The sequence below is a fragment of the Mesorhizobium sp. M2A.F.Ca.ET.042.01.1.1 genome, assembly GCF_003997405.1.
GTDB lineage: Bacteria > Pseudomonadota > Alphaproteobacteria > Rhizobiales > Rhizobiaceae > Mesorhizobium.
Map to the genome: position 1 here is coordinate 79,392 of NZ_RZRX01000001.1, position 14,280 is coordinate 93,671.

Genomic DNA, 14,280 nt, shown 5'->3' on the forward strand with positions numbered 1-14,280 from the left:
CGGCCGGCATGAAAGTCTCAGCGCCGCGAGTCGAAAGCCGCGCGGCGCTGTAACTTACGGAATTGATTTAGTCTTTCAGAAAGGCGGGCCCTTCGCCGATGATCTTCTTGTCGGGCTTGCCGATGACACCGAGGTCGCGGCCGTCATAGGGCAGCGACAGAAGGATACGCTGGATCACCGCAAGCCGGGCGCGGCGCTTGTCGTTGGCGCGCACGATGATCCATGGCGAGAACTCCTTGTGCGTGCGCTTGATCATCTTGTCGCGCGCCTTGGTGTAGTCGTCCCATTTGCTGACGCCGGCGATGTCCATCGGCGAGAACTTCCAGTTCTTCAGCGGCGACCAGCGGCGGTCATGGAACCGTTCCAACTGCGTTTCGCGGCCGATGTCCAGCCAGAATTTGAAGAAATGGATGCCCTCGTTGCAGATCATCCGCTCGAAATGCGGCGTCTCGTCGAGGAATTTCTCCTGCTGCTCCGGCGTGCAGAACCCCATGACCGGCTCGACACCGGCGCGGTTGTACCAGGAGCGGTCGAAGGTGACGAATTCCCCTGACGTCGGGAAATGGTCGACATAGCGCTGGTAATACCATTGCCCGGTCTCCGTCGACGTCGGCTTGGGCAGCGCGACGTTGCGGGCAGTGCGCGGGTTCATGTACTGCCGCAGCACGAAGATCGTGCCGCCCTTGCCGGCCGCGTCTCTGCCCTCGAACAGCGCCATCACCCGCTTGCCGGTCGCCTGCAGCCAGGCTTGCGCCTTGACCAGTTCGATCTGCAGCCCTTCGAGCTCCTTTTCGTAGTCCTCGTCCTTCATCTTCTTGTCGTACGGATAGCCGCCGGCGGTGAGCTTGTTGTCCACGATCCAGTCAGGGAGCACCGGATTGTCGACGTCGAACTCGCGCTCCTTGCCGCCGATCTTGATCTTGATCGGCGCCGTGGCTGGCACCGCTTCAGCCGTTTCCTTGGCCTTTTTCATCCGGACGAACCTTTCCAGTTTGCGGACTCATGCTATGGAGCCTGTGCAGCGTGGCGCCCCTCCGGACGCATGCACGCCGTAGCACTTTGATTTTGCGCATGAACCTTCGCGAAAATCGATCCCGATTTTCAAGAAGCCCATGCGCCGGGCCGGTCCAGCGAGCCGCTGACCGGTCGGCGGGATGCGGGGTAGCACGGGCCTATGGCAGAGACCGGCGCGGGGCAGGACAGCAGGGGGCAAGCCTTGGCGGCGCGGCTTCGGCGCAACCGCTGGCTGCTTGCCGCGGGCGTGCTCGCGGTCATCGCTGTCTATTCTTTCGCCGACGCTTCAATCTACGTGCTGGTGCCGGCTTTGGCCCTGTTGGCCGCCGCGGCGATGCTGCCCGCTGACGCCGAGCGCCGGTCGACCGATACAGGCGCGGCGATCGAGGCCAGCGGACTGCAGCGGCTCTCCGGCGAGTATCTGGCGGCCGCGGTCGCCGATCCGCTGATCATTTTCGACCATTCCGCCGCGATGGTTCACGCCAACGCCGCCGCCTTCGCCGCCTTCGGCGGCCTGGCGCCGGGCATGTCTCTGGCGTTGAAGTTTCGCGCGCCGGAAATGCAGGCGCTGCTGGACGGCATCCTGTCGGGCGAGGTCGCGGCCGATGCGGTCGATTACACCGAAAAGCTGCCGGTGGAGCGGACATACAGGGTCAGCGCGTCAACGGTCGGCCATGCCACAGGCCTTTATGTGCTGGTGTTCAAGGATCAGAGCGAGACGCGCCGCATCGACCGCATGCGGGCCGACTTCATAGCCAATGCCAGTCATGAATTGCGCACGCCGCTCGCCTCGATCGCCGGCTTCATCGAGACGCTGCGCGGTCCGGCCCGCAACGATCCGGCGGCGCGCGACCAGTTCCTGCAGATCATGCAGAACCAAACGGGACGCATGGCCCGCCTGATAGACGATCTGCTCTCGCTCTCGCGACTGGAGATGAAACCTTATCTGAGGCCGGGCACGGCGGTCGATCTTCGCCAGACGATCGACAGCGTCATCGATTCGCTAGGGCCGCTGGCCAGCGAGAACGGCATCGTCATCGAGCGGAACTTCATCGATGGTCCGGTTTCCGTCCCCGGCGACCGCGACGAACTCTTCCAGGTTTTCGAGAATCTCCTGGAGAATGCCTGCAAATATGGCCAGTCAGGCGGACGCGTGACCGTATCCATGGCACGCGTCGAGGACGGTCAGGACCCAGGCATCGACGTCACCATAAGAGACTACGGTCCGGGCATCGCAGAAGAACATATCCCGCGCATAACCGAACGCTTCTACCGCATCGATGTCGAAAACAGCCGCACCCAGAAAGGCACCGGGCTTGGCCTTTCGATCGTCAAGCATATATTGAGCCGTCATAACGCAAGATTGTCGATCAAGTCGGAAGTCGGCAAGGGTGCGGCGTTCACGGTTCATTTGCCGGCTCGCTGATCGTGTACCGGTTGCCAACCGAGATTTTCTTCTTTCTGTCATGCGGTTCGCGTATCAGCGACAGATTGAGGGAACGCACCAGCCGGCACAAACCGGGAAGGCATATCGATGCAGTCCGTGCATACAGTCAGTGCCTATGACGAAGAGCTGAAATTCCTGTCCAAGCGCATCGCGGCGATGGGCGGCCATGCCGAGCGCATGGTCGAACAGGCTGTCGCGGCCCTCGTCAATGTCGATCATGGCCTTGCCCAGAAGGTCATCCAGGACGACATCGTCCTCGACGAGGGACAGCGCGAGATCGACGACAAGGCCATCATCATCATCGCCAGGCGCCAGCCGATGGCGACGGATTTGCGCGAGATCGTTGGCGCGATCCGCATCTCGGCCGATATCGAGCGGGTCGGCGATCTTGGCAAGAACGTCGCCAAGCGCGTTGCCTCGGTCGACGGGCGCCAGCCGAACAGCCTTTTCCGCGGTCTGGAGGCGCTTGCCAACCTGGCGCTGACGCAGCTCAAGGAAGTGCTCGACGTCTACGCCTCGCGCTCGGTCGAGAGGATCGGCTTCGTGCGCGATCGGGACGACCAGATCGACGCCATGTATACCTCGCTGTTCCGCGAGCTTTTGACCTACATGATGGAAGATCCGCGCAACATCACGCCCTGTACGCATCTTCTGTTCTGCGCCAAGAACATCGAGCGCATCGGCGACCATGCGACCAACATCGCCGAGACCATCTACTACATCGTCACCGGCGACCAGATGCCCGCCGACCGGCCGAAGGGCGACAAGACCGACAAGGTCGTGTTGCCCGGCACGGTGCCGGCTAAGTGAACGGGCGCCTCTCGAACGGCTTCCTAAATTAGGCTAAGCTCTTCCAGGCACGACGAATTGTCAGTCGCAGTCTCGGGAGGTTTGCGATGGAACAAGTTCGAAACCTGACCCCGGCCCCAACGTCGGGCATCATAGCGTCAAGCGTCTATTTGGGCGGCAAGCGCGTCGCCGACATCGCGATCGAACAGGCCGGCGAATGGGCGGCCAAACCCGGCCATGTCGTCTGGATCGGCCTGCTCGAGCCCGACCGCAACCTTCTGCTCAGGGTGCAGGCGCAATTCCACCTGCATGATTTGGCGATCGAGGATGCCGAGCATCCGCATCAGCGCCCGAAGATCGAGCAATATGGCGATGCCCTCTTCATCGTCGCCCGCACCGCGCAATTGATCGACGGCCGCGTCACCTTCGGCGAGACGCATCTGTTCGTCGGCACCGGCTACATCGTCAGCGTCCGGCATGGCCCGTCGACCTCCTACGCCGCCGTGCGCCAGCATTGGGAAAGCTGCCCGCATTCACTGGCCAAGGGTGAGGATTTCGTCCTCTACGCCATCCTAGATTTCATCGTCGACAATTACATGCCGGTGCTGGAGCAGATCGAGGACGAGGTCGAGGCGATCGAGGACAAGGTGCTTCTGAAGCCGATGACTGGTTCCGATATCGAGCGCCTCTACATGCTGCGCCGCGATCTCCTGCGGCTGCGCAATGCGGCCTTGCCGCTGGTCGAGGTCTGCCGCCGGCTGACCAGCGCCGACCTGCCGCAGATCCATGCCGCCATGCATCCGCTGTTTCGCGATGTGACCGACCACATCCGCACCGTGCAGGAAAAGATCGACTCCCTGCGTGAGGTTCTGGCCTTCGCTTTCGAAGCCAGCCTTCTCGTCGGACAGAGCCAGGAAACCGCGATCTCGAAGAAGCTCGCCTCATGGGCCGCCATCCTGGCGGTGCCCACCGCCTTCGCCGGCATCTACGGCATGAACTTCACCGACATGCCGGAGCTGAAGATGGAATATGGCTATCCCGTCATCCTGCTGGTGATGGCCGCGATCTGTGCGTTCCTGTATTGGCGGTTCAAGAAGAATGGGTGGCTGTGAGCGGAAGCGAATAGCCAATAGGGAGTAGCGAATAGGGAATAACAAAAAACGGCTTGCTCCTTGTCACAGAAGCCAAGCCGTTCTATTCGCTATTCGCTATTCGCTATTCGCTATTCAGCGAGCGCGGCGTCTTTCCGCCGCCGGCTGGAACGCAACCCGGGAATGATACTTGCAATACGGTCCGGTTTCGGCGGCGTCGTTGCCGCAGAAGCTGAAGTCTTCCGAAAGCGGGTCGCCATTCGGCCATTTGCAGGTGCGTTCGGTCAGCTCGACGAGCTGCAGGTTGCGCGAGATCGGAACCACGACATTCTCGACCGGGCGGATGTAGTGGCGCGCGACCGGCTCGGCGTCGAACTGCACCTGCAGCGCGGTGGCGCCGATGGTGGCGGTCACATGGCGCGCCGGGCTCGCCGCGCGGGCCACCGATTTCTGCATCGAGGCGCCTTGCGTCGCCTTCTTCTGGCGCGCCGGGGCAGCCGTCGCGCGGCCGCGGCCCGACAGCTTCAGGCGATGCACCTTGCCGATGACGGCATTGCGGCTCACTCCGCCAAGTTGTGCGGCAATCTGGCTTGCGCTCAGACCCTCCGACCACAATTTCCTGAGAAGTTCTACCCGCTCGTCAGTCCAGTTCATGAGACCGCGCTCCTGCTAATGCGTGCGGCAGCCAGAATCCTCTCCCGAGCCGGCTCTCGCCGGGCAAACGACACCACATGTACCGGGTGATTTAGGTCCGCCGCACGAAATATAGTTATTTCTCGACTACAATTACCTTATGCGCTGACTCGGTGACAAGAGTCCCAAAGGCAACACTGATTCGGTTTTTACGGTTTTCCCCAACTTGCCTGACCGCTGATGGGCCGGCGTGGCATCGGGGCTTGCCACGCGCTTCTGCGTGACGTTTTCGTTGACTTCATGGCCGAAAAACATGATAAGCCGCAAAGGCCGCCGCATTGGCGGCTTTTTTGATTTCCGGTTCCGGAGACGCATATAATGAGCGGTTCGGCGCTTTACGAGACCTTTGCCCGCGCACCCCTGGCTTTCGACCGTGGGGAGGGGACCTGGCTGGTCACCGACAAGGGCGAGCGATATCTCGACTTCGCGGGCGGCATCGCGGTGAATTCGCTGGGCCACAGCCATCCGCATTTGGTCGCGGCGCTCACCGAACAGGCCGCCAAGCTCTGGCACGTCTCCAATCTCTACGAGATCCCGGAACAGCGCCGGCTGGGCGAGCGGCTGGTCGATGCCACCTTTGCCGACAAGGTGTTCTTCACCAATTCGGGCGCCGAGGCGCTGGAATGCGCCATCAAGACGGCAAGGCGCTATCAGTTCGTCAAGGGCCATCCCGAGCGTTTTCGCATCATCACCTTCGAAGGCGCCTTCCACGGCCGCACGCTGGCGACGATCGCCGCCGGCGGCCAGTACAAATATCTCGAGGGCTTCGGGCCCAAGGTCGAAGGCTTCGACCAGATTGCATTCGACGACATCGATGCCGCGCAAAAGGCGATCACGGCGGGGACCGCGGCCATACTGATCGAGCCCGTGCAGGGCGAGGGCGGCATACGCCCGGTGCCGACGCAGTCCTTGAAACGGCTGCGGCAGCTCTGCGACCAGCACGGCCTGCTTCTGATCTTCGACGAAGTCCAGTGCGGCATCGGCCGCACCGGCAAGCTGTTCGCGCATGAATGGGCCGGCGTCACGCCCGACCTGATGGCGATCGCCAAGGGCATCGGCGGCGGCTTCCCGTTGGGCGCCTGCCTCGCCACGGATGAGGCGGCGACCGGCATGACCGCCGGCGTGCACGGCACCACCTTCGGCGGCAATCCACTGGCGATGGCGGTCGGCAACGCCGTGCTCGACGTGGTGCTGGCCGACGGCTTCCTCGAGGACGTGCAGCGCAAGGCGCTGTTGTTGAAGCAGGGCCTTGCGGCGGTCGCGGACGAATTTCCCGAGGTCATCGAAGGCATCAGGGGAACCGGCCTGATGCTCGGCCTGAAATGCGCCATGCCCAACACCAAGGTGAACATGGCGCTGCGCGACCAGCACCTGCTTGCCGTGCCGGCCGGCGACAATGTCATCCGCCTCCTGCCGCCACTCACCGTCACCGACGAGGAGATCGGCGAGGCGCTGAAGCGCATCCGCGGCGGCGCCAAGGGGCTGACCGACGCGATAGCGGCCGAAGCCGCGAAATAAGTTCTGGAACCTGCCGATGAGCGTCCGCCACTTCACCGATCTATCCGCCGTTTCGGCGGGCGACCTGCGCATCATGCTGGACGACGCGATCGCGCGAAAGACCAGGCTCAAGGCGGGTGAGCGCTCAAAACCGCTCGACGGCAAGGTGCTGGCCATGATCTTCGACAAGCCGTCGACGCGCACGCGCGTGTCCTTCGATGTCGGCATGCGCCAGCTCGGCGGCGAGACGATCATGCTGACCGGCACCGAGATGCAGCTCGGACGCTCGGAGACCATCGCCGACACGGCGAAAGTGCTGTCGCGCTATGTCGACGCCATCATGATCCGCACCACCTCGCACGACCGGCTGATCGAGCTCACCGAGAACGCCACGGTTCCGGTCATCAACGGGCTGACCGACGATACGCATCCCTGCCAGCTCATGGCCGACATCATGACCTTCGAGGAGCATCGCGGCCCGGTGGCCGGCAAGACCTTTGCCTGGACCGGCGACGGCAACAATGTGCTGCACTCGCTGCTCGAAGCCTCGGCCCGGTTCCGTTTCAACTTGAATGTCGCGGTGCCGGAAGGCAGCGAGCCTTTCGAGAAATATGTCGATTGGTCGAAAGCCAACGGCGGCAAGGTCCGGTTTGCCAAATCCGCCGAGGAAGCCGTCGATCAGGCCGATTGCGTCGTCACCGACAGCTGGGTCTCGATGGGCCAGGAGCACCGCGCTCGCGGCCACAACGTCTTCCTGCCCTATCAGGTCAACGCGGCGCTTATGGCCAAGGCCAAGCCCGATGCGTTGTTCATGCACTGCCTGCCGGCGCATCGCGGCGAAGAGGTCACCGACGAGGTGATCGACGGGCCGCATTCGGTGGTCTTCGATGAGGCCGAGAACCGGCTGCACGCCCAGAAGGCGGTGCTGGCCTGGTGCCTGGGCGCTTGAGAAGGGCGGACCTGACCGCTTCCGGCCAGATTGGGGTCAACTTGATCTGGGGACAGGTGATGCCTATTTGCGGGCCATCACGTAAATTGAACGCGCTTCGACGCATGCGGCTCATCGGGTTGCATGGCTGCGCCCCGGAGTTTTGTCATGTTGGAAACCCAGACCTTGGCTGAGCATAAACCCCAACTCGGTGAATTCGGCTTCGCCGGCGACGACCACGTCGTGCCTTACGAGGTCGCGCCGCTTGATGTGCGCGGCCGCACCGTGCAGCTCGGGCCGATGCTCGACGCTATTTTGAGCCGCCACAATTATCCCGAGCCCGTCGCCCGCCAGCAGGCTCTGCTCGGCAACGGCGTCCTGGCTCTGACCATCGACCAGGGCGCGCACACGCAGCGCTACCAGGGCATCGTCCAGCTCGACGGCACCTCGCTGGAGGATGCCGCGCGCACCTATTTCCGCCAGTCGGAGCAGATCCCGACCGATATCAAGATGTCGGTTGCCAAGCTGGTCACGCCCGGCCCGGGCGGCGCACACGAGCAGTGGCGGGCAGGCGGCATCCTGGCGCAGTTCCTGCCTCAGGCGCCGGAGCGCATGCGCATTCCCGATATTTCGGGCGGCGACGGCGACGACCGCGAGCTGACAGACCACCCGGCCGACAATTCCTGGCAGGAATTGCTGGCGCTGCTCGGCACTATCGAGCCGACCGAGCTGATCGACCCGACCGTGGGCGCCGAGCGGCTGCTCTACCGGCTGTTCCACGAGCACGGCGTGCGCGTCTTCCGCAGCGTGCCCGTCGACGACCAGTGCTCCTGCTCGCGCGAGAAGATCCACGGCATCCTCCAAGGCTTTTCGGCTGAGGAGATCAAGGACTCGACCGAGGAGGGCGGCATCCATGTCGCCTGCGAGTTCTGCTCGACGCAATACGACTTCGACCCGGCAGAGTTCGCCGCGGAGTAAGAAAGCTCCGGTTCCTCGCCCCACGAAGTGGGGAGAGGTGGCCCGGCGAAGCCGGGACGGAGAGGGGTCTTTGGCATAGCTGGTAACCCGCTGTCCAAAGACGCCTGAGCGCATATCTCGTGTTCGCTCCCGCGCCAATCCCTCCGCGGAGATTTGGCCTCGCGTAGGTCGTCCCCCTCTCCGTCCCGGCTTCGCCGGGACACCTCTCCCCCGCTTTGCGGGGGTGAGGAACCCAAGTTCTCTAATTCACCGTCCGCCTTGTCCCCGGCATGTCGAGCGAAAACGCCGGTATGGCGATGTCGAACGTCTCGCCGCGGCCGTTGCGCATTGTGTAGTGGCCGACCATGATGCCCGACGGTGTCGAGAGCGGACAGCCTGACGTGTATTGATAGCTGTCGCCGGGATTGAGCTCCGGCTGGTCGCCGACGACGCCAGCGCCGCGCACCTCCTCGACACGGCCCTGGCCGTCGGTGATGTGCCAGTAGCGCGACAAAAGCTGCACGAAATCGTCGGAGCGGTTGTCGATTGTCACCTGATAGCCCCAGACATAGCGGTTCTCCGACGGATCGGATCTATCCTCCAGATAGAAGGGTCTGACCAGCACTTCGATGTTGCGCGTCACTGCGCGATACATGGGCCACTCCGGTTGCCACGGCGGAACATTTCGTCGCGCTTCCCTGTTGGACGCGCAGCGCCGACCATTCTGCCAGCCTTGTAGCGCACGTGGCGAAAAACAATGTCATTTAAGTGACACATGACAATGTTGGTGTGCACAAACCGTGCCGGGCGACTCGGGCGCTCTGTGACTGATGAAACCGCCGCATGCGGCCAAGAGCAATTCCAGGAAAAGTGTGAGCGGTTTTCCGTCCGGAATTGCGTGAAAACAAAGAGATAGGGTGACCAGATCTCGATGGAACTGACTATCGCAGCCGGCCTGGCTTCGTCAGCCCTTCTTCTCTCGAACCTCGCCAGCATCCTGCTAGCCGCGTCGCGGCTGAAACGAAGACATGTCATTGCGCCGCCCGTCGGCGCGCAGCCGGTCTCGATCATCGTTCCTTCGCGCGGCGTCGAGCCGTTCACGCAGGAGACCCTTCAGCGCGCCTTCTCGCTCGACTGGCCGCGCTATGAGCTGATCTTCTGCGTCGCGCATGCCGAGGACCCGGTAGTGAGGCTCATCGATGCGGCGATCGCGCGCCACCCGAAGCTTCCGGCGCGGTTGTTGATCGGCGACGACCATATCAGCGCCAATCCCAAGCTCAACAACTGCGTCAAGGGCTGGCAGGCGGCGCGGCACGATTGGGTCGTCCTCGCCGATTCCAACGTGCTGATGCCGAGGGACTATGTCCAGCACCTGATGGCGGCATGGCGCCCGGATACCGGCCTCGTCTGCTCGACGCCGATCGGTTCGCGGCCGGACGGCTTTTGGGCCGAAGTCGAATGCGCCTTCCTCAACACGCTGCAGGCGCGCTGGCAATATGCCGGCGAGGCGCTCGGCCTCGGCTTCGCCCAGGGCAAGAGCATGCTGTGGAACAAGCCGATGCTGGACGCCAATGGCGGCATCCAGGCCTTGGCCGCCGAGATCGCCGAGGACGCGGCCGCCACCAAGCTGGTCAACAGCCTGGGCCTGCGCGTCAATCTCGTCGCCTCGCCTTTCGAGCAGCCGCTTGGACAGCGCAGCTTCGCCGAGATCTGGTCGCGTCAGACGCGCTGGGCGCGGCTGCGCCGGGTGACGTTCCCGCTGTTCTTCGCCCCGGAGATCCTCACAGGCGCCGCGATGCCGCTGCTGCTGGCGCTGATTGCCGCGGCAAGCGCCGGCGTCAGCCTGCCCAGCACGGCTTTGTGCGTGCTGGCGATCGCCTACCTGCCGGAATGCCTGCTGGCCGCTGCCAAGGGCTGGTACCTGTCGCCGCGCAGCGTCACCCCGATGATCGTGCGTGACGCCATGCTGCCCGCCATCTGGGCTCGCGCCTGGTTCGGCGGCGCCGTCGAGTGGCGCGGCAATGCGATGACAATCCGCACCCGCGAGCTGAAAGAACTCAAGGAGATCGCCTGAATCGTCTGAGCGATCTCCCGCGATATTTTCCAGCTTATTTTGCCGCCTTCAGCGCCTGCTCGATGTCGTCCAGCAGATCGTCGGTGTCTTCCAGGCCGACCGAGAGCCTGAGCGTGCCGGGACCGATGCCGAGCTCGGCACGTGCCTCGTCGCTCAGGTTCTTGTGCGTCGTCGTCGCCGGATGGGTGATCAGGCTCTTGGCGTCGCCGAGATTGTTGGAGATCAGCACGATGTCGAGCGCGTTCTGGAAGGCGAAGGCCGCCTGCTTGCCGCCCTTGACGTCAAGGCAGATCAATGTCGAGCCGCCGGACATCTGCTTCTTGACGATATCGGCCTGCGGGTGATCGGCGCGGCCCGGATAGATGACGCGCGCGATCTCAGGCCGGCCGGCCAGGAAATCGGCGATCCTGCCGGCGCTTTCGGTCTGCTGGCGCACGCGAAGCGGCAGCGTCTCCAGCCCCTTGAGCAGCGTCCAGGCGTTGAACGGCGAGAGGCTGGGGCCGGTGTGGCGGAAATAGTCGTGCAGGTTTTCGTCGATCCATTTCTTGTCCGACAGGATGACGCCGCCGAGACAGCGGCCCTGGCCGTCTATGTGTTTGGTCGCCGAATAGACGACGATGTGAGCGCCGAGCTGCAGCGGCTTCTGCTGCAGCGGTGTGGCAAAGACGTTGTCGACGATGACGCGCGCGCCGATCGAATTGGCGAGCTTGGCGACAGCGGCGATGTCGACCACTTCCAGCGTCGGATTGGTCGGGCTTTCCAGGAAGAACAGCTTGGTGTTCGGCCTGACCGCCTTTTCCCAATTGGCGATGTCGGTGCCGTCGATCAGCGTCGCCTGGATGCCGTAGCGCGGCGCCAGCGTCTCCACCACCCAGCGACAGGAACCGAACAGCGCGCGCGCCGCGACGATGTGATCTCCCGCCTTGACGCTGCAGAGCAGGGCAGCGGAAACTGCGGCCATGCCGGAGGCTGTCGCGCGGGCATCCTCGGCGCCTTCCAGCGCGCACATGCGCTTCTCGAACATGTCGACGGTCGGGTTAGCGTAGCGCGAATAGATGAAGCCGGGCTCCTCGCCCTTGAAACGGGCCTCGGCAGCCTGCGCCGTCTCGTAGACATAGCCCTGCGTGAGATACATCGCCTCGGCGGTTTCGCCATACTGGGAACGCAGCGTTCCGCCATGCACGAGTGCTGTCTGAGGTTTCCAGTTGCGCTTCTTGGTGCTCATAGCCCTGCTTCCAGACACAAAAAAACCGGCCGCGAAGTCGCAACCGGTCCATACAGCCTTGCGGCTCGACGGTCCTTTAGCGACTTGTTTAACGTGGCTGCAAGCCGACCGGCCAAATCACCACGGGATAACGACCCTTTAAATGACCGCCGCGCTTGCGTCAATTGCCGGCTTCATTAAGAGGTTTGTACCAGCCGGACGGCAACAGCCTGCTTGGGTCCTCGCCCGGCCTTGTGAACGGAGCCAGCCTTTGCGGCAGACAGGCATTCTTCCGGATCAGGACATCGCGGCGCTGTTCAAGGCGAACGCGCTCAAGTCGCCGCGTGCGCTGGACACCAACCAGATCCAGCCGGCCAGCCTCGATCTCAGGCTCGGCGACAAGGCCTATCGCGTGCGCGCCTCCTTCCTGCCGGGGCCCGATCATCTGGTCGCCGACAAGCTCGAACGGCTGAAGCTGCACGAGATAGACCTCACCGGCGGCGCGGTCCTGGAAACCGGCTGCGTCTATATCGTGCCTTTGCTGGAAAGCCTGGCATTGCCGGCCGAGGTTTCGGCCTCGGCCAATCCGAAGAGCTCGACCGGCCGCCTCGACATCTTCACGCGGGTCATGACCGATCGCGGCCACGAGTTCGACAAGATCGCCGCCGGTTATCACGGGCCGCTCTATCTCGAGGTCAGCCCGCGCACCTTCCCGATCGTCGTGCGCGCCGGCTCGCGGCTGTCGCAGATCCGTTTCCGCATCGGCAATGCCGTGCTTTCGGAGAGCGAGCTGCGCGACCTTCACCGTGCCGAGATGCTGGTCGCCACCGAGCCGCCCAATATTTCCGGTGGCGGCATCGCGCTCTCCATCGATCTCGACGGCGACAAGGACGGGCTTGTCGGCTACCGCGGCAAGCACCATACCGGCCTGGTCGACGTCGACAAGCGCGCCGCGCAGGACGTCGTCGATTTCTGGGAGCCGATCTACAAGAGCGGCGCCGGCGAGATCGTGCTCGACCCTGACGAATTCTATATCCTGGTCAGCCGCGAGGCGGTGCACGTGCCGCCGCTCTACGCCGCCGAGATGACGCCCTTCGACCCGCTGGTCGGCGAGTTCCGCGTCCACTATGCCGGCTTCTTCGATCCGGGCTTCGGCCACTCCGCCGCCGGCGGCAGCGGCAGCCGCGCCGTGCTCGAAGTGCGCAGCCACGAAGTGCCTTTCATCCTCGACCACGGCCAGATCGTTGGCCGCCTCGTCTACGAGCACATGCTGAAGCGTCCGCAGGCGCTCTACGGCACCGACCTCGGCTCGAACTACCAGGCGCAGGGCTTGAAGCTTTCCAAGCATTTCAGGACCGCGCGCTGAGCTGCCAATCTCCCCCCTTGAGGGGGAGATGCCCGGCAGGGCAGAGGGGGTCGTCTCACATGGAGCGCGACGTCCTGTGACGCGAGGAGGTTGGCGCTCTACGCGCAGCGACCCCCTCTGTCGCCTTCGGCGACATCTCCCCCTCAAGGGGGGAGATCGGCGCTACAGCGCCTTCACCGCCACCTTCACCGGCTTTTCGATCTCCAGCGGATTGCGCAGCGGCAGGCCGAAATCCGGCGCCTCGATTTCGAACGTGTCGCCGGCCTCGGTCTTGATGCCGTCGGCGAAGGAGAGCGTCGCGGTGCCGAACATATGCACATGCACGTCGCCGGGCTGGCGGAAGGCCGAATATTTGAAGTGGTGGTGCTCGAGATTGGCGATGGTGTGCGACATGTTCGCCTCCCCCGACAGGAACGGCTTTTCCCAGAGCAGCTTGCCGTCGCGCCAGATGCGCGATGCGCCGCGGATGTCGGCCGGCAGGTCGCCGATCAGGATCTCGGGGCCGAACGAGGCGTTGCGCAGCTTGGAATGGGCGAGGAACAGATAGTTCACCCGCTCGGTGACGTGGTCGGAAAACTCGTTCGACAGCGTGAAACCGACGCGGAACGGCGCGCCATCATCGCCGATGACATAGATGCCGGCGATCTCGGGCTCCTCGCCGCCATCCTGCGCGAAGGCCGGCGACATCAGCGGCGCGCCGGGCGCCACCGCCATCGTGCCGTTGCCCTTGTAGAACCATTCCGGCTGGACGCCGACCTGGCCCTTGGCCGGCTTGCCGCCTGCGAGGCCCATGCGGAACATCTTCATGGAATCGGTGAGCTCCTCCTCGCCGCCCTCGCTGAGCTTCTTGTGCATGGAATCGCGCGTCGCCGCGGAGCCGAGATGCGTCAGCCCGGTGCCGGTGAGATGCAGATGCGCCGGGTCCGGATGGTTGATCGGCGAGACCAGCCGGCCCCTCTTGTAGGCGGCATCGAGATCGACCGTCTCGCCATAGCCCTTGCGCTCGATCAGCGCTTCGAGGCCGATGCCCGTGCGTGCGGCCTCCATCGCCAGCGAATAGACGCTGCGCGCGCCATTGATGACCCTGGTCTTGCCGCCGCCGTTGCGGGCGACGACGCGGATCGTCTCGGCGTCGTCGAGGATCTGGGAGATCAGCATGTTCGAATCCTCTCTCATTTAGCGGCCGCCCGCGGGCAAGCCTTACCCATCGCGGCGTGGAG

At 63.8% G+C, this 14,280-nt stretch carries 13 protein-coding genes and 1 riboswitch; of the genes, 8 read left to right on the forward strand and 5 right to left on the reverse strand.

Annotation, left to right across the window (positions count from 1 at the left end; all coding sequences use genetic code 11):
* Positions 1–67 precede the first annotated feature (67 nt).
* Entirely contained in the window at positions 68–973 is a 906-nt protein-coding gene (gene ppk2 / locus EOA23_RS00365) for a polyphosphate kinase 2 (protein ID WP_127302497.1), read from the reverse strand.
* Positions 974–1,174: 201 nt separating this feature from the next.
* Between ppk2 and EOA23_RS00370 the strand changes: the two genes are divergently transcribed.
* The 3 genes from EOA23_RS00370 to EOA23_RS00380 all read left to right on the forward strand — a co-directional run bounded on the left by EOA23_RS00370 (position 1,175) and on the right by EOA23_RS00380 (position 4,362).
* Positions 1,175–2,440, forward strand: a complete 1,266-nt coding sequence (locus tag EOA23_RS00370; protein WP_127302498.1) for an ATP-binding protein — start codon at positions 1,175–1,177, stop codon at positions 2,438–2,440.
* A 108-nt stretch (positions 2,441–2,548) separates the two neighbouring features.
* A complete protein-coding gene (gene phoU, locus EOA23_RS00375; RefSeq protein ID WP_127302499.1) occupies positions 2,549–3,271 on the forward strand; it encodes a phosphate signaling complex protein PhoU in 723 nt (240 codons plus the stop codon).
* 86 nt (positions 3,272–3,357) lie between these two features.
* Positions 3,358–4,362: a magnesium and cobalt transport protein CorA gene (locus tag EOA23_RS00380; protein WP_127302500.1), complete on the forward strand. Its 1,005-nt coding sequence runs from the start codon at positions 3,358–3,360 to the stop codon at positions 4,360–4,362.
* A 114-nt stretch (positions 4,363–4,476) separates the two neighbouring features.
* Here the strand turns inward: EOA23_RS00380 and EOA23_RS00385 are convergent, their stop codons facing one another.
* Complete coding sequence (locus EOA23_RS00385; RefSeq protein ID WP_042641251.1) at positions 4,477–4,995, reverse strand: GcrA family cell cycle regulator; 519 nt, start codon at positions 4,993–4,995, stop codon at positions 4,477–4,479.
* A gap of 357 nt (positions 4,996–5,352) precedes the next feature.
* Between EOA23_RS00385 and EOA23_RS00390 the strand changes: the two genes are divergently transcribed.
* The 3 genes from EOA23_RS00390 (at position 5,353) to EOA23_RS00400 (ending at position 8,437) form a co-directional block, all read left to right on the forward strand.
* A complete protein-coding gene (locus EOA23_RS00390; protein ID WP_127302501.1) occupies positions 5,353–6,552 on the forward strand; it encodes an aspartate aminotransferase family protein in 1,200 nt (399 codons plus the stop codon).
* Between the two features lie 16 nt (positions 6,553–6,568).
* Complete coding sequence (gene argF / locus EOA23_RS00395) at positions 6,569–7,480, forward strand: ornithine carbamoyltransferase (protein WP_127302502.1); 912 nt, start codon at positions 6,569–6,571, stop codon at positions 7,478–7,480.
* 147 nt (positions 7,481–7,627) lie between these two features.
* A complete protein-coding gene (locus EOA23_RS00400; protein ID WP_245473920.1) occupies positions 7,628–8,437 on the forward strand; it encodes an Hsp33 family molecular chaperone HslO in 810 nt (269 codons plus the stop codon).
* A 241-nt stretch (positions 8,438–8,678) separates the two neighbouring features.
* On the opposite strand, the gene apaG is transcribed toward EOA23_RS00400, so the two are convergent.
* Entirely contained in the window at positions 8,679–9,071 is a 393-nt protein-coding gene (apaG, locus tag EOA23_RS00405; RefSeq protein WP_042641259.1) for a Co2+/Mg2+ efflux protein ApaG, read from the reverse strand.
* Positions 9,072–9,347: 276 nt separating this feature from the next.
* On the opposite strand from apaG, the gene EOA23_RS00410 reads away from it, so the two are divergent.
* Entirely contained in the window at positions 9,348–10,490 is a 1,143-nt protein-coding gene (locus EOA23_RS00410; RefSeq protein WP_127302504.1) for a ceramide glucosyltransferase, read from the forward strand.
* A 34-nt stretch (positions 10,491–10,524) separates the two neighbouring features.
* Here EOA23_RS00410 and EOA23_RS00415 read toward each other — a convergent pair whose 3' ends face one another.
* Positions 10,525–11,715, reverse strand: a complete 1,191-nt coding sequence (locus EOA23_RS00415; protein WP_127302505.1) for an O-succinylhomoserine sulfhydrylase — start codon at positions 11,713–11,715, stop codon at positions 10,525–10,527.
* Positions 11,716–11,771: 56 nt separating this feature from the next.
* Positions 11,772–11,849, reverse strand: a riboswitch (SAM riboswitch).
* Between the two features lie 116 nt (positions 11,850–11,965).
* Here EOA23_RS00415 and EOA23_RS00420 point away from each other — a divergent pair.
* Positions 11,966–13,060: a 2'-deoxycytidine 5'-triphosphate deaminase gene (locus EOA23_RS00420; RefSeq protein ID WP_127302506.1), complete on the forward strand. Its 1,095-nt coding sequence runs from the start codon at positions 11,966–11,968 to the stop codon at positions 13,058–13,060.
* A 162-nt stretch (positions 13,061–13,222) separates the two neighbouring features.
* On the opposite strand, the gene araD1 is transcribed toward EOA23_RS00420, so the two are convergent.
* Positions 13,223–14,218, reverse strand: a complete 996-nt coding sequence (gene araD1, locus EOA23_RS00425) for an AraD1 family protein (protein WP_127302507.1) — start codon at positions 14,216–14,218, stop codon at positions 13,223–13,225.
* Positions 14,219–14,280 lie beyond the last annotated feature (62 nt).